The 20272-nt window shown below is 60.0% G+C and carries 24 protein-coding genes; 12 read left to right on the forward strand and 12 right to left on the reverse strand.

Annotated features, from left to right (window positions below; translation table 11 throughout):
- Positions 1–85 precede the first annotated feature (85 nt).
- A complete protein-coding gene (trxB, locus tag ACQKP4_RS08620; protein ID WP_427632189.1) occupies positions 86–1045 on the reverse strand; it encodes a thioredoxin-disulfide reductase in 960 nt (319 codons plus the stop codon).
- A gap of 296 nt (positions 1046–1341) precedes the next feature.
- Here trxB and ACQKP4_RS08625 point away from each other — a divergent pair, with 296 nt between their 5' ends.
- The 6 genes from ACQKP4_RS08625 (at position 1342) to cysG (ending at position 8982) form a co-directional block, all read left to right on the forward strand.
- A complete protein-coding gene (locus ACQKP4_RS08625; RefSeq protein ID WP_427632191.1) occupies positions 1342–3750 on the forward strand; it encodes a DNA translocase FtsK in 2409 nt (802 codons plus the stop codon).
- A gap of 58 nt (positions 3751–3808) precedes the next feature.
- Positions 3809–4432: an outer membrane lipoprotein chaperone LolA gene (lolA, locus tag ACQKP4_RS08630; protein WP_427632192.1), complete on the forward strand. Its 624-nt coding sequence runs from the start codon at positions 3809–3811 to the stop codon at positions 4430–4432.
- A gap of 162 nt (positions 4433–4594) precedes the next feature.
- A complete protein-coding gene (locus ACQKP4_RS08635) occupies positions 4595–5917 on the forward strand; it encodes a replication-associated recombination protein A (RefSeq protein WP_427632194.1) in 1323 nt (440 codons plus the stop codon).
- Positions 5917–6291, forward strand: a complete 375-nt coding sequence (gene crcB, locus ACQKP4_RS08640) for a fluoride efflux transporter CrcB (RefSeq protein WP_427632196.1) — start codon at positions 5917–5919, stop codon at positions 6289–6291. The genes ACQKP4_RS08635 and crcB overlap by 1 nt, the downstream gene beginning before the upstream one ends.
- A 15-nt stretch (positions 6292–6306) precedes the next feature.
- Positions 6307–7587 carry a serine--tRNA ligase gene (gene serS / locus ACQKP4_RS08645; protein WP_427632198.1) on the forward strand — a complete coding sequence of 427 codons (1281 nt, stop codon included), beginning with the start codon at positions 6307–6309 and terminating at the stop codon, positions 7585–7587.
- The gene (gene cysG / locus ACQKP4_RS08650) at positions 7588–8982 is read left to right on the forward strand and encodes a siroheme synthase CysG (RefSeq protein ID WP_427632200.1); all 1395 of its coding nucleotides are present in this window, start codon (positions 7588–7590) and stop codon (positions 8980–8982) included.
- Between the two features lie 121 nt (positions 8983–9103).
- On the opposite strand, the gene ACQKP4_RS08655 is transcribed toward cysG, so the two are convergent.
- The 9 genes from ACQKP4_RS08655 to ACQKP4_RS08695 all read right to left on the reverse strand — a co-directional run bounded on the left by ACQKP4_RS08655 (position 9104) and on the right by ACQKP4_RS08695 (position 14111).
- Entirely contained in the window at positions 9104–10111 is a 1008-nt protein-coding gene (locus ACQKP4_RS08655; RefSeq protein ID WP_427632202.1) for a glutathione S-transferase family protein, read from the reverse strand.
- A gap of 91 nt (positions 10112–10202) precedes the next feature.
- Positions 10203–11204 (reverse strand): glycosyl transferase family protein, encoded by a 1002-nt coding sequence (locus tag ACQKP4_RS08660; protein ID WP_427632204.1) that lies wholly within the window; start codon positions 11202–11204, stop codon positions 10203–10205.
- On the reverse strand, positions 11201–11536 hold the full coding sequence (locus tag ACQKP4_RS08665; protein ID WP_427632206.1) for a TusE/DsrC/DsvC family sulfur relay protein: 336 nt from the start codon (positions 11534–11536) through the stop codon (positions 11201–11203). The genes ACQKP4_RS08660 and ACQKP4_RS08665 overlap by 4 nt, the downstream gene beginning before the upstream one ends.
- Positions 11533–11826 (reverse strand): sulfurtransferase complex subunit TusB, encoded by a 294-nt coding sequence (gene tusB / locus ACQKP4_RS08670; protein ID WP_427632208.1) that lies wholly within the window; start codon positions 11824–11826, stop codon positions 11533–11535. Before tusB ends, ACQKP4_RS08665 begins: the two co-directional genes overlap by 4 nt.
- Positions 11826–12188 carry a sulfurtransferase complex subunit TusC gene (tusC, locus tag ACQKP4_RS08675; RefSeq protein ID WP_427632209.1) on the reverse strand — a complete coding sequence of 121 codons (363 nt, stop codon included), beginning with the start codon at positions 12186–12188 and terminating at the stop codon, positions 11826–11828. Before tusC ends, tusB begins: the two co-directional genes overlap by 1 nt.
- A 1-nt stretch (position 12189) precedes the next feature.
- Positions 12190–12582 (reverse strand): sulfurtransferase complex subunit TusD, encoded by a 393-nt coding sequence (tusD, locus tag ACQKP4_RS08680; protein ID WP_427632211.1) that lies wholly within the window; start codon positions 12580–12582, stop codon positions 12190–12192.
- Between the two features lie 198 nt (positions 12583–12780).
- Entirely contained in the window at positions 12781–13485 is a 705-nt protein-coding gene (locus ACQKP4_RS08685) for a YoaK family protein (protein ID WP_427632213.1), read from the reverse strand.
- Between the two features lie 27 nt (positions 13486–13512).
- Entirely contained in the window at positions 13513–13842 is a 330-nt protein-coding gene (locus ACQKP4_RS08690; RefSeq protein ID WP_427632215.1) for a DUF6388 family protein, read from the reverse strand.
- A 20-nt stretch (positions 13843–13862) separates the two neighbouring features.
- Positions 13863–14111, reverse strand: a complete 249-nt coding sequence (locus tag ACQKP4_RS08695) for a hypothetical protein (RefSeq protein WP_427632216.1) — start codon at positions 14109–14111, stop codon at positions 13863–13865.
- 148 nt (positions 14112–14259) lie between these two features.
- Here ACQKP4_RS08695 and ACQKP4_RS08700 point away from each other — a divergent pair, with 148 nt between their 5' ends.
- Positions 14260–14610 (forward strand): hypothetical protein, encoded by a 351-nt coding sequence (locus ACQKP4_RS08700; RefSeq protein ID WP_427632218.1) that lies wholly within the window; start codon positions 14260–14262, stop codon positions 14608–14610.
- An 83-nt stretch (positions 14611–14693) separates the two neighbouring features.
- On the opposite strand, the gene ACQKP4_RS08705 is transcribed toward ACQKP4_RS08700, so the two are convergent.
- Entirely contained in the window at positions 14694–15125 is a 432-nt protein-coding gene (locus tag ACQKP4_RS08705) for a GNAT family N-acetyltransferase (protein WP_427632220.1), read from the reverse strand.
- Between the two features lie 146 nt (positions 15126–15271).
- Here ACQKP4_RS08705 and ACQKP4_RS08710 point away from each other — a divergent pair, with 146 nt between their 5' ends.
- From ACQKP4_RS08710 to ACQKP4_RS08725, 4 genes are all read left to right on the forward strand, one after another.
- Positions 15272–15709, forward strand: coding sequence for a hemerythrin domain-containing protein (locus tag ACQKP4_RS08710; RefSeq protein ID WP_427632222.1), 438 nt, complete (start codon positions 15272–15274; stop codon positions 15707–15709).
- A gap of 209 nt (positions 15710–15918) precedes the next feature.
- Positions 15919–16062, forward strand: a complete 144-nt coding sequence (locus ACQKP4_RS08715) for a hypothetical protein (RefSeq protein WP_427632224.1) — start codon at positions 15919–15921, stop codon at positions 16060–16062.
- 42 nt (positions 16063–16104) lie between these two features.
- Entirely contained in the window at positions 16105–17169 is a 1065-nt protein-coding gene (locus ACQKP4_RS08720) for a chitinase (RefSeq protein WP_427632226.1), read from the forward strand.
- Positions 17170–17251: 82 nt separating this feature from the next.
- The gene (locus ACQKP4_RS08725; RefSeq protein ID WP_427632228.1) at positions 17252–17845 is read left to right on the forward strand and encodes an NUDIX domain-containing protein; all 594 of its coding nucleotides are present in this window, start codon (positions 17252–17254) and stop codon (positions 17843–17845) included.
- Positions 17846–17852: 7 nt separating this feature from the next.
- Here the strand turns inward: ACQKP4_RS08725 and ACQKP4_RS08730 are convergent, their stop codons facing one another.
- The gene (locus ACQKP4_RS08730) at positions 17853–18368 is read right to left on the reverse strand and encodes a methylated-DNA--[protein]-cysteine S-methyltransferase (protein WP_427632230.1); all 516 of its coding nucleotides are present in this window, start codon (positions 18366–18368) and stop codon (positions 17853–17855) included.
- Between the two features lie 146 nt (positions 18369–18514).
- Here ACQKP4_RS08730 and ggt point away from each other — a divergent pair, with 146 nt between their 5' ends.
- The gene (ggt, locus tag ACQKP4_RS08735; protein WP_427632231.1) at positions 18515–20242 is read left to right on the forward strand and encodes a gamma-glutamyltransferase; all 1728 of its coding nucleotides are present in this window, start codon (positions 18515–18517) and stop codon (positions 20240–20242) included.
- Positions 20243–20272: the final 30 nt, after the last annotated feature.

A 20272-nucleotide genomic window follows, 5' to 3' on the forward strand; every position in this document is an offset into this window, starting at 1 on the left:
TGCGTTGTAACCAAGTCAGCATGGCATCCGGGCTTACAGAAGGGGAGGGCAGCGATGGGCCGTCGGCCCACCGCCAAGTTTGCCGTCAAACGACGGGAATGTCGTCGAGGTATTTCTCGGCGTCCAGTGCGGCCATGCAGCCCGCTCCGGCCGAGGTCACGGCCTGGCGGTAAACGTGGTCGGCCACATCGCCGGCAGCAAACACGCCAGCGATGGCGGTGGCCGTGGCGTCGCCGTCGCTGCCGCCCTTGACCAGCAGGTAGCCGTCACGCATTTCCAGTTGGTGCACGAACAGATCGGTGTTGGGCTTGTGGCCAATGGCGATGAACACGCCGGCCAAGGCCAATTCACCGGTTTCACCCGTCAGGCTATCGCGCAGGCGAACGCCGGTCACGCCGCTGGCATCGCCCAGCACTTCATCCAGGTGCTGGTTCCAGTGCAGGCGGATATTGCCGTTTGCGGCTTTCTCGAACAGTTTGTCCTGAAGAATTTTTTCCGAGCGCAATTTATCGCGCCGGTGAATCAGATGAACCTCTTTGGCGGTGTTCGACAGATAAAGTGCTTCCTCGACGGCGGTATTACCGCCGCCCACCACGGCGACCACCTGGTTGCGGTAGAAGAAGCCATCGCAGGTGGCGCAGGCCGAAACCCCTCTGCCGGCGAACGCCTCCTCTGAGGGCAAGCCCAGGTACTGAGCGGACGCGCCGGTGGCAATAATCAGCGCATCGCAGGTGTAGGTGCCACTGTCGCCGATCAGCTCGAAGGGGCGCTGCTGCAACTTGGCAGTGTGGATGTGGTCGTAAACGATCTCTGTGGCAAATCGCTCGGCGTGTCTTTGCATGCGTTCCATCAGTACCGGGCCGGTCAGGCCTTCGACGTCGCCGGGCCAGTTATCGACTTCGACGGTGGTGGTGAGCTGGCCACCTGCCTGTATCCCGGTGATGACCACGGGTTTGAGGTTGGCGCGAGCGGCATAAACGGCTGCGCTGTAACCGGCGGGACCGGAACCCAGAATGATCAGGCGTGAATGCTTGGCTCCGCTCATAAATACACCTCATAAGCCTTTGTCACAAAAGAGAATGCATGCTCAAATTGAAACGCATCGGCCGGACAGTTGGCTATGCTCAACCCAAGGGTTTCAAGCATGGCATCGGGCGAACAAATCCGTACAATGCCAGCCTGTTACAGAATATTCGATGCACATCAGGTTTATAAAAACCGGGACGCAGTGTTAAAAGTAGTCCCAGTTGTGCCTGTTCACTTTTTTACCTGCCTGGATTGGGCAGTTTTTTATAGTCATTCAACAGATGGACGCGCCACAGGCGCAGGAAAAGTAGCGTTTTGAAGAAATCCACCGCAGCACCTAAACCAGCCGTCGTTCCACTCTGGCGCCAGCATTTGCACTACCGACTCAAGGAAGGTGCACTGATCGCCATCGGCGCCTTGTGCCTGTTCCTGATGATGGCCTTGCTGACCTATGGCAAAGACGATCCAGGCTGGAGCCACAACAGCAAGATCGACGACGTGCAAAACTTCGGCGGTCCGGCGGGCTCCTACAGCGCCGACATCCTGTTCATGGTGTTGGGTTACTTTGCCTATATCTTCCCGTTGTTGCTGGCGATCAAGGCTTATCAGATCTTCCGTCAACGCCACGAGCCCTGGCAGTGGAGCGGTTGGCTGTTCTCCTGGCGCCTGATCGGTCTGGTGTTTCTGGTGCTGTCCGGCGCGGCGCTGGCGCACATTCATTTCCATGCCGCCACCGGTTTGCCGGCCGGTGCGGGCGGTGCGTTGGGTGAAAGCCTTGGCGATCTGGCCAGAAACGCACTGAACATTCAGGGCAGCACATTGCTGTTCATTGCGCTGTTCCTGTTCGGCCTGACGGTGTTCACCGACCTGTCGTGGTTCAAGGTGATGGACGTCACCGGCAAGATCACCCTCGATTTGCTGGAGCTGTTCCAGGGCGCGGCCAATCGTTGGTGGTCGGCCCGTACCGAGCGTAAGCAACTGGTCGCGCAGCTGCGTGAAGTCGATGATCGCGTGCACGATGTGGTCGCACCGTCCGTCCCCGACAAGCGTGAGCAAGCCAAGGTCAAGGAACGTCTGATCGAGCGCGAACAAGCCCTTAGCAAGCACATGTCGGACCGTGAGAAACAGGTTCCGCCAGTGATTGCGCCCGCGCCGCCGAAACCGGCCGCACCGAGCAATCGCGTGGAAAAAGAGAAACAGGCGCCGTTGTTCGTCGACAGCGCCGTCGAAGGCACCTTGCCACCGATCTCGATCCTCGACCCGGCGGAAAAGAAACAACTCAATTACTCGCCTGAATCCCTGGCTGCGGTTGGCCACTTGCTGGAAATCAAGCTCAAGGAATTCGGCGTCGAAGTCTCGGTAGATTCGATTCACCCCGGTCCGGTGATCACCCGTTACGAAATCCAGCCAGCCGCTGGCGTCAAGGTCAGCCGTATTTCCAACCTGGCGAAAGACCTCGCGCGATCCCTGGCCGTGACCAGCGTGCGGGTGGTGGAAGTGATTCCGGGCAAGACCACCGTCGGTATCGAGATTCCGAACGAGGACCGGCAGATCGTGCGTTTCTCCGAAGTGCTGTCGACCCCCGAGTACGACAACTTCAAATCCCCGGTGACGCTGGCGTTGGGTCATGACATCGGCGGCAAGCCGGTTATCACCGACCTGGCAAAAATGCCGCACTTGCTGGTGGCCGGTACGACCGGTTCCGGCAAGTCGGTGGGCGTGAACGCCATGATCCTGTCGATTCTGTTCAAGTCCGGCCCGGAAGACGCCAAGCTGATCATGATCGACCCGAAAATGCTCGAGCTGTCGATCTACGAAGGCATTCCGCACCTGCTGTGCCCGGTCGTGACCGATATGAAGGACGCGGCCAACGCCCTGCGCTGGAGCGTGGCGGAGATGGAGCGTCGCTACAAACTGATGGCGAAGATGGGCGTACGTAACCTCTCCGGCTTCAACGCCAAGGTCAAGGAAGCGCAGGACGCCGGCACGCCGCTGAGCGATCCGTTGTACAAGCGCGAAAGCATTCACGACGAAGCGCCGCTGCTGTCCAAGTTGCCGACCATCGTGGTGGTGGTCGACGAATTTGCCGACATGATGATGATCGTTGGCAAAAAGGTTGAAGAGCTGATTGCGCGAATCGCCCAGAAGGCCCGTGCCGCCGGTATCCACCTGATCCTCGCGACCCAGCGGCCGTCGGTGGACGTGATTACCGGCCTGATCAAGGCCAACATCCCGACGCGGATGGCGTTCCAGGTGTCGAGCAAAATCGACTCGCGGACCATCATCGACCAGGGTGGCGCCGAACAATTGCTCGGCCACGGCGACATGCTCTACATGCCGCCAGGCACCAGTCTGCCGATTCGTGTACACGGTGCGTTCGTGTCCGACGACGAAGTTCACCGGGTGGTTGAAGCCTGGAAACTGCGGGGCGCACCGGAATACAACGATGACATCCTTGCCGGTGTCGAAGAGGCCGGTAGCGGTTTCGACGGCGGTAGCAGCGGTGGCGACGACGATAGCGAATCCGACGCGCTCTATGACGAAGCGGTGCAGTTCGTTCTGGAAAGCCGCCGCGCGTCCATCTCGGCGGTTCAGCGCAAACTGAAAATCGGCTACAACCGCGCCGCGCGCATGATCGAAGCCATGGAAATGGCCGGGGTCGTGACGTCCATGAACACCAACGGTTCGCGTGAAGTCCTGGCGCCTGGCCCGGTACGCGACTGATTTGATTCGAAAGGGCAGTGCGCTGCCCGTTTCCCCCACGAATGTTATGAGGACTCCCATGCGTCTTATCCGCATGTTGTTGCTGCCGGTACTGGCTTTGACCACACTCTCGGCCCACGCCGATGACAAGGACGTGGCGCGTCTGACTCAACTCCTGGAAAAATCCCAGACCCTGACCGCGCGCTTCTCGCAACTGACCCTCGATGGCGGCGGCACCCAGTTGCAGGAAACCGCTGGCGAGATGTCGCTGCAGCGTCCGGGCCTGTTTTACTGGCACACCGATGCGCCTGCGGAACAGACCATGGTCTCCGACGGCAAGAAGGTCACCTTGTGGGACCCTGACCTGGAACAGGTCACCATCAAGACCCTCGACCTGCGTCTGACCCAGACCCCGGCGCTGTTGCTGTCCGGTGATGTGTCCAAAATCAGCCAGAGCTTCGATATCAGTGCCAAGGAAGCGGGCGGCGTGATCGACTTCACCTTGAAGCCGAAAACCAAGGACACCCTGTTTGATAGCCTGCGTCTGTCGTTCCGCAACGGTCTGGTCAACGACATGCAGTTGATCGACAGCGTCGGTCAGCGCACCAATATCCTGTTTACCGGGGTGAAGGCCAACGAACCGATCCCGGCGTCCAAGTTCAAGTTCGACATCCCTAAAGGGGCGGACGTGATCCAGGAATAACGGCCGACGCAAAACCTGTGGCAGCGGGCCTGCTCGCGAAGGCGTCGTGGCAGTTGATGCATCTGTCACCTGACACACCGCTTTCGCGAGCAAGCCCGCTCCCACAGGGATTTCATTTAACTCAATGGCATTGGCAATAAAGCGAGGTTTCAACGGTACGTGATGGACCTGTTTCGCAGTGCCCCGATAGCTCAGCCCCTGGCCGCCCGTTTGCGTGCGGCCAATCTGGACGAGTACGTCGGTCAGGAACATCTGCTCGCTCGCGGCAAGCCTTTGCGTGAAGCGCTGGAGCAGGGTGCCCTGCATTCGATGATTTTCTGGGGACCACCGGGCGTCGGCAAAACCACCCTGGCACGGTTGCTCGCGGAAGTCTCCGATGCGCACTTTGAAACGGTATCGGCGGTGTTGGCCGGCGTGAAGGAAATCCGTCAGGCCGTGGAAATCGCCAAGCAACAGGCCGGGCAGTACGGCAAACGCACGATCCTGTTTGTCGACGAGGTACACCGCTTCAACAAGTCGCAGCAGGATGCATTTCTGCCTTATGTCGAAGACGGCACGCTGATCTTTATCGGCGCGACCACCGAAAACCCCTCGTTCGAACTCAACAACGCCTTGCTCTCCCGGGCGCGCGTCTACGTGCTCAAAAGCCTCGACGAAGCGGCGCTGCGCAAGCTGGTGCAGCGCGCGCTGACCGAAGAGCGCGGTTTGGGTAAACGGCAACTGACCCTGAGCGATGAAGGTTTTCAGATGCTGTTGTCCGCCGCCGATGGCGATGGCCGGCGTTTGCTCAATCTGCTGGAAAACGCCTCGGACCTGGCCGAAGACAACAGCGAGATCGGCGTCGATCTGCTGCAAAGTCTGCTCGGCGATACCCGGCGGCGTTTCGACAAGGGCGGCGAAGCGTTCTACGACCAGATTTCGGCGCTGCACAAGTCGGTGCGCGGCTCCAATCCCGATGGCGCGCTGTACTGGTTTGCGCGGATGATCGATGGCGGTTGCGATCCGCTGTACCTGGCTCGGCGGGTGGTGCGCATGGCCAGCGAGGACATCGGCAACGCCGACCCGCGCGCCCTCGGCCTGTGCCTGGCGGCATGGGAAGTGCAGGAACGCCTCGGCAGCCCCGAAGGCGAACTGGCCGTGGCCCAGGCCATCACGTATCTGGCCTGCGCGCCGAAAAGCAACGCGGTGTACATGGGCTTCAAAGCGGCCATGCGCAGCGCCACCGAGCACGGTTCGCTGGAAGTGCCGCTGCACTTGCGCAATGCGCCGACCAAATTGATGAAGCAACTCGGTTACGGCGACGAGTACCGTTATGCCCACGACGAACCGGACGCCTACGCTGCGGGTGAAGACTACTTCCCGCAGGAGCTGGAACCGCAGCCGTTCTACCAGCCGGTGCCGCGTGGCCTTGAGATAAAGATTGGCGAGAAGCTCAATCGCCTCGCGCAACTTGACCGACTCAGTCCCCGGCAGCGGAGAAAATAGTGATTCCTTTGATCCTTGCGGTTTCAGTGGGCGGTATCGCCGGTACGCTGTTGCGTTTCGCCACGGGTAATTGGGTCAACGCTAATTGGCCGCGGCACTTCTATACCGCGACGCTGGCCGTTAATATCGTGGGCTGTTTGCTGATCGGCGTTCTATACGGTCTGTTTTTGATTCGCCCGGAAGTGCCGATCGAGGTGCGTGCCGGGTTGATGGTCGGCTTCCTCGGGGGGCTGACGACTTTTTCATCTTTTTCACTGGATACGGTGCGCTTGCTGGAAAGCGGGCAAGTGCCGCTGGCCCTGGGCTATGCGGCGATCAGCGTATTCGGCGGGCTGCTTGCCACCTGGGCCGGCCTGTCCTTGACCAAACTTTGATAACGAGAAACCGACATGCTCGATTCCAAACTGTTACGTAGCAACCTTCAGGACGTAGCGGACCGCCTGGCATCCCGTGGCTTTGCCCTGGACGTTGCGCGCATCGAAGCGCTGGAAGAACAGCGCAAGACCGTCCAGACCCGCACCGAAGCGCTGCAGGCTGAGCGTAATGCCCGTTCCAAATCCATCGGTCAAGCCAAGCAGCGCGGCGAAGACATCGCGCCGTTGATGGCGGATGTCGAGCGCATGGCGAACGAATTGAGCGCCGGTAAAGTCGAGCTGGACGCGATCCAGACCGAGCTGGATTCGATCCTGCTGGGCATCCCGAACCTGCCGCACGAGTCGGTGCCGATTGGCGAAGACGAAGACGGCAACGTCGAAGTCCGTCGCTGGGGCACCCCGACCGCCTTCGATTTCCCGGTTCAGGACCACGTGGCCCTGGGCGAGAAGTTCGGCTGGCTGGACTTCGAAACCGCTGCCAAGCTGTCCGGCGCACGCTTTGCGTTGTTGCGCGGTCCGATCGCGCGTCTGCACCGCGCCCTGGCGCAGTTCATGATCAACCTGCACACCACCGAACACGGTTACGAAGAGGCGTACACGCCTTATCTGGTGCAGGCGCCTGCCTTGATGGGCACCAGTCAATTGCCGAAATTCGAAGAAGACCTGTTCAAGATCACGCGCGAAGGCGAAGCCGATCTGTACTTGATTCCGACCGCTGAAGTGTCGCTGACCAATATCGTCGCGGGCGAAATCGTCGATTCGAAACTGCTGCCGATCAAGTTCGTCGCGCACACGCCATGCTTCCGCAGCGAGGCCGGTGCATCGGGTCGCGACACCCGTGGCATGATCCGTCAGCACCAGTTCGATAAAGTCGAAATGGTCCAGATCGTCGAACCTTCGACCTCGATGGAAGCGCTGGAAGGCCTGACCGCCAACGCCGAGAAAGTCCTGCAACTGCTGGAACTGCCTTACCGCACGCTCGCGCTGTGCACTGGCGACATGGGCTTCAGCGCCGTCAAGACCTACGACCTGGAAGTGTGGATCCCGAGCCAGGACAAGTACCGCGAGATTTCGTCGTGCTCCAACTGTGGCGATTTCCAGGCCCGTCGCATGCAAGCGCGATTCCGCAACCCGGAAACCGGCAAGCCTGAACTGGTCCACACCCTGAACGGTTCGGGTCTGGCTGTCGGGCGTACCCTGGTCGCCGTATTGGAAAACTACCAGCAGGCTGACGGCTCGATCCGTGTGCCTGAGGTGCTGAAGCCGTACATGGGTGGCCTTGAGGTCATCGGCTAAATGGATTATCTGCCGCTGTTTCACAACCTTCGCGGCAGTCGTGTGTTGGTCGTCGGTGGGGGGGAGATTGCCTTGCGCAAATCCCGCCTGCTGGCCGAAGCCGGTGCGCTGCTGCGGGTGGTCGCACCTGAAATAGAACCGCAATTGCGTGCGCTGGTGCTCGGCAGCGGTGGCGAGTGCCTGTTGCGTGGCTACGTCGAAGCGGATCTGGACGGTTGCGGGCTGATCATTGCCGCCACCGATGACGAACCGCTGAATGCGCAGGTTTCCGCCGATGCTCATCGGCGTTGCGTGCCGGTCAACGTAGTGGACGCGCCCGCGTTGTGCAGCGTGATCTTTCCGGCCATCGTCGACCGTTCGCCACTGATCGTTGCCATCTCCAGCGGCGGTGATGCGCCGGTGCTGGCGCGGCTGATTCGGGCCAAGATCGAAACCTGGATTCCTTCCACCTACGGTCAACTGGCCGGTCTGGCGGCGCGCTTTCGCGGCCAGGTCAAAGGTCTGTTGCCGGATGTACGGCAGCGTCGAGCGTTCTGGGAAGACGTGTTTCAGGGCCCGATTGCCGACCGGCAACTGGCCGGGCAAGGCGCCGAGGCCGAGCGTTTGCTGCTGGAAAAAATCGCCGGCGAGGCGCCAAAAGCCACCGGCGAGGTGTATTTGGTGGGTGCCGGGCCGGGTGATCCGGACTTGCTGACCTTCCGCGCCTTACGTCTGATGCAACAGGCCGACGTGGTGCTGTACGACCGCCTGGTGGCCCCGGCAATTCTCGATTTGTGCCGTCGCGATGCCGAGCGGGTTTACGTCGGCAAGCGCCGCGCCGACCACGCGGTGCCTCAAGAGCAGATCAACCAGCAGTTGGTGGATCTGGCCAAACAAGGCAAGCGTGTGGTGCGGTTGAAGGGGGGTGATCCGTTCATCTTCGGCCGTGGCGGCGAAGAGATTGAAGAACTGGCGGCCCATGGCATTCCGTTCCAGGTGGTGCCGGGTATCACCGCAGCCAGCGGTTGCGCAGCCTATGCCGGGATTCCGCTGACTCACCGCGATTACGCGCAGTCGGTGCGGTTTGTGACGGGGCACTTGAAGGACGGTTCAACCGATCTGCCATGGGCCGACCTGGTCGCGCCCGCGCAAACCCTGGTGTTTTACATGGGGCTGGTGGGCTTGCCGATCATCTGCGAGCAGTTGATCAAGCACGGTCGCGGCGCGGACACGCCGGCGGCGTTGATTCAGCAGGGCACCACGGCGAATCAGCGGGTATTCACCGGCACCCTGGCGGATTTGCCACGGCTGGTGGCGGAGCATGAAGTCCATGCGCCGACCTTGGTGATTGTTGGGGAAGTGGTGCAACTGCGCGAGAAACTGGCGTGGTTTGAAGGGGCTCAGGCGCAGGTCTGAACACCCAGTCGCGCCTTTCGCGAGCAAGCCCGCTCCCACAGTGCATTTGTGTCATTCACAAATCCCCTGTGGGAGCGGGCTTGCTCGCGAAGAGGCCCTCAAAGCCACCCAATCCTTAAGATCAAATCTGGCTCTTGCGCCAAACCCCTTTCCCGCTCAACCGCGCCCGATCATGCGCCGCGGTAAAGTCCTGCGCTGGCCCTTTAGGCACAATCCCAGTCGGGTTAATGGTCTTGTGGCTGCCGTAGTAGTGATTCTTGATGTGCTGGAAATCCACCGTCTCGGCAATCCCCGGCCATTGGTACAGCTCGCGCAGCCAGTTCGACAGGTTTGGATAGTCGCCAATCCGTCGCAGGTTGCACTTGAAGTGCCCGTGGTACACCGCATCAAAGCGGATCAGCGTGGTGAACAGCCGAATGTCCGCTTCCGTCAGGTATTCGCCGACCAGATAGCGGTTTTGGCTCAGTAGCAATTCCAGCCGGTCCAGTTCGGCAAATACGTCATCGAATGCCTCTTCATAGGCCGACTGCGATGTCGCAAACCCGGCGCGATACACACCGTTATTCACCGCCGGATAAATCCGCTCATTCAGCGCGTCGATCTCGCCGCGCAGGGGTTCTGGGTAGAAATCCAGGTCATTGCCCGTCAGATCATCGAACGCGCCGTTGAACATGCGGATGATTTCCGCCGATTCATTGTTGACGATGCGATTCTGCCGTTTGTCCCACAGCACCGGCACCGTGACGCGCCCGGTGTAGTCGGCGGTATCGGCGGTGTAGCGCTGGTGCATGAAGTTAAAGTGATCGAGCTTGTCGCCCGTCGAGCCCAGGTTCTGGTCGAAGGTCCAGCCGTTTTCCAGCATTAGCCAGCTGACCACCGACACATCGATCAGGCTTTCAAGGCCCTTGAGTTTGCGCAGGATCAGCGTGCGATGTGCCCAAGGACAGGCGAGCGATACGTAAAGGTGATATCGACCCGCTTCTGCGGCAAAACCACCGACGCCGGTCGGGCCGGGCTGGCCATCGGCGGTCAACCAGTTGCGACGTTGCGCCTGCTCACGCTGGAATGCGCCGTCCTTGCTGCTTTCGTACCACTGGTCATGCCAGCGACCTTCGACTAACAAACCCATGTTTAAGACTCCTCAAGCCAATAACCGTTGGAGAGGAGTCTATTCGGATAGGTTCGATTAAATAGCGCAAAGGTTGGGGGAGAATGATCGGTTAAATCGATCTGTCTCGCCCATCCCAATACTGCTGGGCCGTTGCGAAGGCCTGTTCGCGGGTTTGACCGAGACCACGCAACGCGAGGGCCATGGTCGAAATGAGCGCCATTTGCGGGTAGCTGTCGACCACGTCACCGCGCCACACGGCTTTCAAATGTCCAGGCTCAAGCGAAGCAGGTTTGACGTGGCGCTGGGCGGAAAGCTGTGGCCATTCCTCATCCCAGCTTTCGCCGCCAGTGGTGCCGTAGAGATGACTGTCGGCGTCCGGGTTGATCTCGATCTCGCCGCCGTCACCCTTGACCACAATCGCTGTGTCGCCGAGTAAACCACTGGCATCACGATGCACCGCTTGGTAACCGGGATGAAAAATGCTTTGCAGACCGCAGCGTGCGCTCAGCGGGTTGAGGATGCGCGTCAGCGAATGGATCGGCGAGCGCAAGCCCAAGGTATTGCGCAAGTCGATCATGCGCTGAAGTTGCGGCGCCCAATCCACCAGTGGCATGAACGCCAGGCCACCGCTGTCGAGCGCCGCGCCGACCTCTTGCCAGGTGCGGCACAGCGGGATGTTCAGTTCGGTCAGCAGTTGTTCGCTGTACAGCCGACCGGCCGTGTGGGCGCCGGCGCCGTGCATGAAAATTCGCACGCCGTTCTGCGCCAGGCACTTGGCCGCGAGCAGATACCAGGGCAAATGGCGCTTCTTGCCGGCGTAGGTCGGCCAATCGAGATCGACCTTCAACGCCGGCGCCTGCAAACGCGCACGCAACGCTTCGGTGAAGCCGGCCATTTCCTCGGCGCTTTCTTCCTTGTGCCGCAACAGCATCAGAAACGCGCCGAGCTGGGTGTCCTCGACCCGGTCGTCAAGCACCATGCCCATGGCTTCGCGGGCTTCTTCGCGGGTCAGATCGCGGGCGCCGCGTTTGCCTTTGCCGAGGATCCTGACGAACTGGGCGAACGGGTGTTCGGCGGGCGTTTCGAGGGTCAGCGCGGGGAAATCAGTCATAAGCAATTCGTCGGTTTGGGCAGGCCCGCCAGTTTCGCGGCGAGTTTGGCAGGGGTGCCTTTGAACAGTCGGTTCAGGTGCAGGCTGTTGCCTTTTTCCGGCCCCAGTTTCAACGCGGTGTACTTGATCAGCGGGCGAGTGGCCGGGGACAGCTGGAATTCGGCGTAGAAGCTGCGCAGCAGTTCCAGGATTTCCCAGTGCTCCGGGCTCAATTCGATGTCTTCGGCGGCGGCGAGGGCCGTGGCGACCTCGTTGGACCAGTCATCGAGTTCGACCAGAAAGCCGTCCTTGTCCAAGGCGATGGCGCGGGCTCCGACGGTCATGGAATTCATAGCCAACTGTTGACCTTGTCGTAGTGAATCGACAGTTCGACGAACGCGGGATAATCGATAGCCTTGGCCCAGCCCGGCACCTCAATGGCCCGCGCTTGAACATCTTCGGCTAATACGAACAACTTCAGGCCACGCGCCTTCAGCTCGCTGCACGGGGCGGTGCCAGGCTGCAGCGCATACACCGCGTCACCCGTGAGCAGCAACGCATCGTTGGCGCCGATCACGCGCAGGCAACTGGTCAGGCGATCGTCGCCAAACGGGGAATGAGACAACACATGCAAAGTCGACATCAGAGAGTGATCACCTGGTCGTAACGGTCAATGAGGGCGGTGATGTCAGCGGCGGCCAATACTTGGGCTTCTTCCAGCGACAAATTGGCCGGGTCCAGGCCCCGTTCGGTGGCGCTGTCGGCGCAGACAAACAGCTCATCAACGCCGAACATCGGCAACGCCTGCAGGTTGGCGCTCAGGTCTTTCTGTTGCAGCGCCTTGGCGTCCTGTTTTGCGGCCAGCTGGAACACGCCGTCATCGAGGAACAGCAGGCCGATGGGCAAATCAAAAGCGCCGCCGGCCAGCACGATGTCCAGCGCTTCCCGCGCGCTCGGTCCGGCCCACGGTGCCTGACGGCTGATGATCAGCAAGGACTTGGCCATCTCACGCGCCTCCGAAACAGATCAGGCGGTCGGCATCTTGCACCGCGTCATGCAATTGACCCAGCCCGGACAATTCCCACGGAGCACTCACCGCCACGGCATCGCGCTGATAGCGCCCGGCTTCTTCGGTGTTCAATACACCTCGGCGCAGGGCGGCGGCGATGCAGACCACGCCGTCCAGTTGATGCTCGGCGACAAAGGCACGCCATTGCCTGGGCACATCCAGTTCGTCCTGCGGGGTGACCACGCTGGCGGAGGCGTTGTAGACACCGTCCTGATAGAAAAACAGCCGGACAATTTCATGCCCGCCGGCCAGCGCAGCCTGAGCAAACAGCAAGGCGCGGCGCGAGGAGGGCGCATGGGCGGCGGAAAACAGCGCGATGGCGAACTTCATGACGGACTCGATAGCAAAACTGCGGCCATGATAAAGCTTTCTCGGCGGGGGGGCTAAATCGATGTTGTCTTTGCGGGCCTCATCGCGAGCAAGCCCGCTCCCACAAGGGGTTTGTGGTGAATTCCAATCTGATGTGCGACGCAAATCCCCTGTGGAGCGAGCTTGCTCGCGATGAGGCCCGCCCGGTCAACACAAAACTCAGCGAGGCATATACCCCAACTGCCAACGCCGAGGAATCTTCAACGACACCAATCCCAGCACACCCGCCAGCAACCCGCTGACAAACAAGGCTTTCAGCCCGAGGTGATGCTCCAGCACCGCACCCAGTACCGCGCCAACAAACATCCCGGTCCACGGAATCAACTGAACCCGCCAGCCATCGCGCCGCTCGCCGAGCATCCAGCGCCCCAGGCCACGGCCGAAGCGCGACAGGGCGCCGGTGACGTAAGTCAGGCCGACCGGCAAACCGTTCACTTCCTCCACGGCCGCATTGAGCATGCCCATGGCGACGATTGTCGCCAGCAGCGCCGGCAATTGCTCGTCATAAGGCCAGGCTGCCGCGCCGCACAGCAACGTGGCGATGCACAGCAACAGTGGCAGCGCCCGACGGCCACCGAGTCGACTGACGACAATGCCCAGCGCGTTGCCGACGATGAAGGTCGCCACGAGAATCAACAGGCGCAACGTCAGGCCCAGGTCGCCATCGCTGATCGCCACCGCCAGTCGGGTCGTGTTGCCGCTCATGAACGAAACGAAATCGCCGCTGGCCATGAAACCGATGGCGTCGGTCATGCCGGCCAGTACCGAGAGGCTGGCGACCAGTGACAGGCCGATGCGGCCGCGCCACTTGCGGGTGTGCAGATGACCGGCGGTGGCGCGGGTACTTGAAAGCGACGGCAGCATCGGCGGGGGTATCCTTGAACAGCGGCGTTATTTGCCTAGGCCATATAACTCGCAATACTCCAGCCAGTCCATGCCGGCCATCTCGGCGACTTCCTTGTGCACTTCCATGCGTTGGGCCTGATAGTCCTCAGCGGTGCTGGCAGTCAGTTGCAGCGTCAGCTCCCAGGCAAACAACCCCCGACGTTCGGCCTCGGCTTCGAAGGCTTCATGCAGGCGCTCGTCGCGATACTGCGCCGAGGTTTCGCCCTTGGCCTGAGCGAGCAGCGGGTTGAGGTTGTCGAGTTCGTGGCGCAGTTCAGGGCGCTCATCGAGAAACTTCTGCAGCGCCTGTTCGTGTTGCTGTTCGGTTGCTGCCATGGTCGCTCCTTGAGAATGGATTACGAAGCCTGCTTCTTGCTGGCCTTGGCCGCAGCGGCCAGGCATTCGAGCGCGAATTGCTCGGTGTAGGTCATTTTGATCGGCGTGGTTTCGCCTTTGACCGTGCGTTCACCGTCGAGGATGTAGCGGATTCGCTTGTCGGTGACGCCGATTCGCTTGGCGATCCAGGACGGCGTCTGGCCGATCTGGCTGATCAGCTTGTCGGCGTACTCGGGGGTCGGTTTGTAAAACTCGGCATTGGGTGTCATGTGTGTTCCAGAAAAAAGGGCGGTGCGACGTTTATGGCGCGACAGGGTGCGCGAATCACTGCGCGGTGTCGCGGTATAAATGAAGTAAAGCAGAACGATACGCTGCGCCACGGTGATACAGTCCGCTTTTTCTTGATGAGCGAACGCAATGCGAATTCTGATGGTGGCGCTGGCCGTAACGTTGCTGGCGGGATGCGCCGGCTCGGCGATGAACGATGCTCGCACCAAAACCCCTTACAAAACCCTGAAGTCGGACAAGCCGGAAAAAGTCGTCGCCCAGTGCGTGCAATTTTCCTGGCAGGACGAAGCGGTATTCGGCGTCGATGCCAGCGGGTATCTGCAGCCGGGCGAGAAGGGTGGCACGACGGTTTACACGCGTTCGGCAGAGTCTTTCGTCGACGTGACAACCGACGCGTCCGGCACCGTGTTGAGCTACTACGCGCAACAGGATGACTTCGTCGCCAAGCGCCGTTTGGCGGCATTGGCGACTTGCCTCTGATCCGTCGGTGACTTGGCCCCCTGTAGAAGCCCGCCTTGCCAGAGATGGCATGACCGTCGCCGGCAGGCCTGCTACTCCAGCGTTTATGCGTTATTGATCAGGCGCTTCTGGAAAAAGAAGCGCTGATGGCCGGGCGGGTAGTCGGTAATCTGGCCTAACTCGCTGTAGCCCAGTTTTTTGTAGAACTCAGGCGCCTGAAAGTCGAAGGTGTCCAGCCAGATCCCCACGCATTCCTTCTCTCGCGCCAGGTCTTCGGCCATCTGCATCAGTTGCGAGCCCATGCCCAGTCCCCTGGCCTGTTCCGGCACGGACAGCAATTCAATGAACAACCACTGGTAGAAAAACCGGCCGTACAGTCCACCCAGGATCTCGCCGTTGTCGTCACGCACCAGCAAGGCCAGTGGTTGCGGATTACCCGGCCCGGCTTGCGCCGCGTTATAGGCTCGCAGCGGTGCGAGGATCGCTTCGCGCTCTTCTTGGGTGGGGTCTTGCGACCGTTCGATTCTCAGGGTCATGGGCTACATCCTTATGGCGATGAAGCGGGAGATTATCCGGCTTGCGACGATTGTTCTATCCCCCTGATGCGGGTGGAACCGTCGCTCATTGGCGGCTGTCTAGCCTAAATAGCGTCATTCCAGAACGCCGCCAATGAGGACACACCATGAATATTTTTGAAGCCCTGCGCGAAAGCCATGACCGCCAGCGCAGTTATGCCGACGCGTTGGTCAAAACCAGCGGCGACACCCCGGAGCGGGTCGAAGCTTACAAGCAGCTCAAGTCCGAACTCCAGGCCCACGAAACCGCCGAGGAGCGCCATTTCTATATCCCGCTGATGGAGTTCGATAACGGCGTCGACCTGAGCCGCCATGCCATCTCCGAGCATCACGAGATGGACGAGATGATGGAAGAACTGGATGAGACCGAGATGTCCAGCCCGGCGTGGCTGGCAACCGCGAAGAAGCTGTCTGAGAAGGTTCATCACCACCTGAAGGAAGAAGAGCAGAAGTTCTTCCAGATGGCCGGCAAGCTGCTGGACGACAAACAGAAGGAATCCCTGGCCGGGCAGTATGAGAAGGAATACCAGGCGCAGCTGTCCTGAAGCTGATCGTTACCTCGCGCTGTAATCCTTTGGCCACGGTGCAGGTAGGCGTTGATCGATAATACTGGTCATGCATCCAGTATTTGCGGGGCGTTTTCTTAGAAAGCCATTGCCGACACCGAAAATGTCCCCATGGACAAAAAAACCAGCTCCGTTAGGTTTAAGGCCTCTTCTCGGGAAGGAGAGTTCTTAAATCAACGGAGTGAAAAATGAAGCAATCACAGGCGCAAGCCACGGTACGCCACGGTCGTGTCACCGCCCCAGCCAGTTGCGGCGTGGTTTCCATGCAAGTGTTGGCTGGCTGGCAAGTCAGCATCGCCTTCTCTCCAGCGTTCGACGTGGATCTCAAGTAACGCAACCGCGTTTAAACCCAACACGTTCTGAAGGATTAGAACATGTCAAAAATCGACTTTTCGTTACTCAAATCACCACTGAGCGACGCCGCTTCATTGATGCCAACCCTTGCCGGCAAAAAAATCCTGATGGGCTTTTGGCACAATTGGCCAGCCGGCCACAGCGACGGTTATCAGCGTGGCCGATTCGCCAATATCGCCCTCGAAGATGTGCCAAGCGCCTACAACGTCGTGGCGGTGGCCTTCATGAAAGGCAACGGCATCCCGACCTTCAAGCCCTGCAACCTGAGTGACGCCGAGTTTCGTCGCCAGGTCGGCGTGCTGAACAGCCAGGGCCGGGCGGTGCTGATTTCCCTCGGTGGCGCCGATGCCCACATCGAGTTGCAAAAAGGCAATGAGCAGCCATTGGCCAACGAAATCATCCGTCTGGTGGAAACCTACGGTTTTGATGGGCTGGATATCGATCTTGAGCAGCGGGCGATTGATTACGCCGACAACAAGACCGTGCTGCCCGCCGCGCTGAAACTGGTCAAGGATCACTACGTCGGTGAAGGCAAGCATTTCATCATCAGCATGGCGCCTGAGTTTCCGTACCTCGCCACGGCCGGCAAATATGTCGATTATCTTCAGGCACTCGATGGTTATTACGACTTCATCGCCCCGCAGTTTTACAACCAGGGCGGCGACGGCATCTGGGTGCCGGAAGCCAATAACGACAACGGGGCGTGGATCGCGCAGAACAACGACGCGATGAAGGAGGACTTTCTGTTCTACCTGACAGAAAGCCTCGTCACCGGTACTCGCGGGTTCACCAGGATTGCGGCGGATAAGTTCGTCATTGGCTTGCCCGCCAACGTCGATGCCGCCGCTACCGGGTATGTGATCAACGCGGTGGACGTTGGCAATGCCATGAAGCGACTGGCCATCAAAGGCTATCCGATCAGGGGCCTGATGACCTGGTCGGTGAACTGGGACGGCGGGGTTGACGACGCCGGTGTGCCGTATGACTGGGAATTCAGCCGCCGTTATGGGCCGTTGATTCACGGCAAGCTGCTGACGCCCCAGGAACAATTGGCGGCGAGGCCCGACATCGCCCGTCAGCGGTAAAAAACAAGCCTGGCAGCGCTGCCGGGCTTTTTGTTTTCGCCTACCATGGCTGCCCTTCTGACAGAAAAAGGAATGAATTGTCATGCCCAACACCGCCGAGCGGGTCAACATCATCGAATCTCAGGTGTTGTCCCACGACTGGTACTTGCTCAAGAAAATCACCTTTGACTACCTGCGCAACAACGGTGACTGGCAACGGCAGACCCGTGAAGTCTACGACCGGGGCAACGGCGCGGCGATTTTGCTGTTTAACCGGGAACGGAAAACCGTGGTGCTCACGCGGCAGTTCCGGTTGCCGGTGTTCGTCAACGGTCACGATGGCCTGCTGATTGAAGTCGCGGCCGGACTGCTTGAGGGCGCTGCGCCCGAAGAGCGTATTCGCGCCGAAGCGGAGGAGGAAACCGGCTACCGCGTGCACCATGTGCAGAAGGTGTTCGAGTCGTACATGAGTCCTGGTTCGGTAACGGAAAAGTTGCACTTCTTTATTGCCGAATATGACGCGTCGTCGAAAGTCGGCGAGGGCGGCGGTCTGGCGGAAGAAACCGAGGAGCTGGAAGTGCTGGAGTGGCGATTCGACGAGGCGCTCGACGCGTTTTATCGCGGTGAAATCTGCGATGCGAAGACCATCATGCTGCTGCAATATGCGGCGATGAAAAACATCTTCGATAACGCCTGAGCGTCAGTCAGAACAAATCCCCGGTCCTGCTGACGCCCGACCACGCGCAACCTTCAAGCGTCAGTAGCCGCTCTTTCGCCTCAAGCCCGCCGGCAAACCCGGTCAGTTTTCCCGAGGCACCAATCACCCGATGGCAGGGTGCAACGATCGATATCGGGTTCTTGCCATTCGCTGCGCCCACCGCCCGAACCGCGCTGGGGTTGCCGATCTGTCGGGCGATTTCGCTGTAGCTGCGCGTTTCGCCAAACGGGATGGTCAGCAGCGCTTGCCAGACCTGTTTCTGAAAGTCGGTGCCGGAGAAATCCAGCTCCAACTCAAAGCGATTGCGGGTACCGGCGAAGTATTCCTGCAATTGTTGAGCGGTGCGTAAAAGGATCGGAGTGTCTGGGGCTGCAGTCATCGGCCCCAGCCTGACCCGACCCGGTTTGTCGTTTTCCCAGAGGATGGCTGCCAGTCGTGAGCCGTTCGCCACCAGCTTCAATTCGCCGACCGGAGACGCCAGGGTGGTGAAGGTGTAAAGCATGCCGACGGACTCCGCAAAAGGCTGAACAGATGTTCAACATACCGCCTCGATCGGGAGGCGCAAACCGTAATCCCAGCCATACTGCCTACTGCTCTTGAAGCGTTCATCCTGTTTTTACATAACCAAAAACAAAAAGAGACTGAATCATGAAGTTCGAACCTTTTGCCAGATCGCTCATTGCGACCTCATTGGTACTGAGTTGCCTCACTGCCCACGCGGCGTCCGTAGCGCCGGTCGCCGCCGAAAACGGCATGGTCGTCACCGCCCAGCACCTGGCCTCCCATGTGGGCGTCGATGTGCTCAAAAGCGGCGGCAATGCCGTCGATGCTGCCGTTGCGGTGGCTTATGCACTGGCCGTGGTGTATCCCGCGGCGGGTAACCTCGGCGGCGGTGGTTTCATGACCATTCAGCTGGCCGACGGGCGCAAGACCTTCCTCGATTTCCGTGAAAAAGCACCGCTGGCGGCCACCGCCGACATGTACCTCGACAAGGCCGGCAACGTCATTCCCGACCTCAGCACCCGTGGCCATTTGGCCGTCGGCGTGCCGGGCACCGTGTCGGGCATGGAGCTGGCGCTGACGAAATACGGCACCAAACCGCGCAAGGAAGTGATTGCCCCGGCCATCAAGCTCGCCGAAGACGGGTTTGTGCTGGAGCAGGGCGATGTCGACCTGCTGGATTACGCGACCGATGTCTTCAAAAAGGACATGCGCGATTCAGGCTCGATCTTCCTGAAAAACGGCGAGCCAATGCAGGTCGGCGACAAACTGGTGCAGAAGGACCTGGCCAAAACCCTGCGGGAAATTTCCGAGAAGGGCACGGACGGCTTCTATAAAGGTTGGGTGGCCGACGCCATCGTTACCTCCAGTCAGGCCAACAAAGGCATCATCACCCAGGCCGATCTCGACAAGTACAAGACCCGCGAACTGGCGCCGATTGAATGCGATTACCGTGGCTATCACGTGGTCTCGGCGCCGCCGCCAAGCTCTGGCGGGGTGGTGATCTGCGAGATCATGAACATCCTCGACGGTTACCCGATGAAAGACCTCGGTTACCGCTCGGCCCAAGGCATGCATTACCAGATCGAAGCGATGCGCCACGCGTATGTGGACCGTAACAGCTACCTCGGCGACCCGGATTTCGTGAAGAATCCAATCGCTCATTTGCTGGATAAAAACTACGCGACCAAACTTCGCGCCGCGATCGACCCGCAAAAGGCCGGCGTGTCCCGCGAGATCAAACCTGGCGTAGCGCCACATGAGGGCAGCAACACCACGCACTTCTCCATCGTCGACAAATCGGGCAACGCGGTGTCGATGACCTATACCCTCAACGACTGGTTTGGTGCCGGCGTCATGGCCAGCAAAACCGGGGTCATCCTTAACGATGAAATGGACGACTTCACCTCTAAAATCGGCGTGCCGAACATGTACGGCCTGGTGCAGGGCGAAGCCAATGCCATCGCGCCGGGCAAGGCGCCGCTGTCGTCCATGAGCCCGACCATCGTCACCAAGGACGGTAAAGTCGTGATGGTGGTCGGCACTCCAGGCGGCAGTCGCATCATCACCGCGACCCTGCTGACCATGCTCAACGTGATCGACTACGGCATGAACATTCAGGAAGCGGTCGACGCGCCACGTTTCCACCAGCAATGGCTGCCGGAAGAGACCAACCTCGAAACCTTCACCACCAGCCCGGATACGGTGAAGATACTCGAGAGCTGGGGTCACAAGTTTGCCGGTCCGCAAGACGCCAACCACGTCGCGGCGATTCTGGTCGGCGCACCTTCGCTGGGTGGCAAACCGGTCGGCAAAAACCGTTTCTACGGCGCCAACGATCCTCGGCGTAATACCGGGTTGTCGCTCGGTTATTGAGGCTTGTTTTTATCAGGGGGCGGATTTATT

Origin of the sequence: Pseudomonas sp. NPDC086278 (assembly GCF_050280905.1) — a bacterium.
In the GTDB taxonomy this organism is placed as follows: Bacteria; Pseudomonadota; Gammaproteobacteria; order Pseudomonadales; family Pseudomonadaceae; genus Aquipseudomonas.

Bases quoted from the DNA above. Each gene is read 5' to 3' on its own strand.
- trxB (WP_427632189.1), bottom strand. From the start codon at position 1,045: ATGAGCGGAGCCAAGCATTCACGCCTGATCATTCTGGGTTCCGGTCCC.
- lolA (WP_427632192.1), top strand. From the start codon at position 3,809: ATGCGTCTTATCCGCATGTTGTTGCTGCCGGTACTGGCTTTGACCACA.
- ACQKP4_RS08635 (WP_427632194.1), top strand. From the start codon at position 4,595: ATGGACCTGTTTCGCAGTGCCCCGATAGCTCAGCCCCTGGCCGCCCGT.
- serS (WP_427632198.1), top strand. From the start codon at position 6,307: ATGCTCGATTCCAAACTGTTACGTAGCAACCTTCAGGACGTAGCGGAC.
- cysG (WP_427632200.1), top strand. From the start codon at position 7,588: ATGGATTATCTGCCGCTGTTTCACAACCTTCGCGGCAGTCGTGTGTTG.
- ACQKP4_RS08655 (WP_427632202.1), bottom strand. From the start codon at position 10,111: ATGGGTTTGTTAGTCGAAGGTCGCTGGCATGACCAGTGGTACGAAAGC.
- ACQKP4_RS08660 (WP_427632204.1), bottom strand. From the start codon at position 11,204: ATGACTGATTTCCCCGCGCTGACCCTCGAAACGCCCGCCGAACACCCG.
- ACQKP4_RS08665 (WP_427632206.1), bottom strand. From the start codon at position 11,536: ATGAATTCCATGACCGTCGGAGCCCGCGCCATCGCCTTGGACAAGGAC.
- tusB (WP_427632208.1), bottom strand. From the start codon at position 11,826: ATGTCGACTTTGCATGTGTTGTCTCATTCCCCGTTTGGCGACGATCGC.
- tusC (WP_427632209.1), bottom strand. From the start codon at position 12,188: ATGGCCAAGTCCTTGCTGATCATCAGCCGTCAGGCACCGTGGGCCGGA.
- tusD (WP_427632211.1), bottom strand. From the start codon at position 12,582: ATGAAGTTCGCCATCGCGCTGTTTTCCGCCGCCCATGCGCCCTCCTCG.
- ACQKP4_RS08685 (WP_427632213.1), bottom strand. From the start codon at position 13,485: ATGCTGCCGTCGCTTTCAAGTACCCGCGCCACCGCCGGTCATCTGCAC.
- ACQKP4_RS08690 (WP_427632215.1), bottom strand. From the start codon at position 13,842: ATGGCAGCAACCGAACAGCAACACGAACAGGCGCTGCAGAAGTTTCTC.
- ACQKP4_RS08695 (WP_427632216.1), bottom strand. From the start codon at position 14,111: ATGACACCCAATGCCGAGTTTTACAAACCGACCCCCGAGTACGCCGAC.
- ACQKP4_RS08700 (WP_427632218.1), top strand. From the start codon at position 14,260: ATGCGAATTCTGATGGTGGCGCTGGCCGTAACGTTGCTGGCGGGATGC.
- ACQKP4_RS08705 (WP_427632220.1), bottom strand. From the start codon at position 15,125: ATGACCCTGAGAATCGAACGGTCGCAAGACCCCACCCAAGAAGAGCGC.
- ACQKP4_RS08710 (WP_427632222.1), top strand. From the start codon at position 15,272: ATGAATATTTTTGAAGCCCTGCGCGAAAGCCATGACCGCCAGCGCAGT.
- ACQKP4_RS08715 (WP_427632224.1), top strand. From the start codon at position 15,919: ATGAAGCAATCACAGGCGCAAGCCACGGTACGCCACGGTCGTGTCACC.
- ACQKP4_RS08720 (WP_427632226.1), top strand. From the start codon at position 16,105: ATGTCAAAAATCGACTTTTCGTTACTCAAATCACCACTGAGCGACGCC.
- ACQKP4_RS08725 (WP_427632228.1), top strand. From the start codon at position 17,252: ATGCCCAACACCGCCGAGCGGGTCAACATCATCGAATCTCAGGTGTTG.
- ACQKP4_RS08730 (WP_427632230.1), bottom strand. From the start codon at position 18,368: ATGCTTTACACCTTCACCACCCTGGCGTCTCCGGTCGGCGAATTGAAG.
- ggt (WP_427632231.1), top strand. From the start codon at position 18,515: ATGAAGTTCGAACCTTTTGCCAGATCGCTCATTGCGACCTCATTGGTA.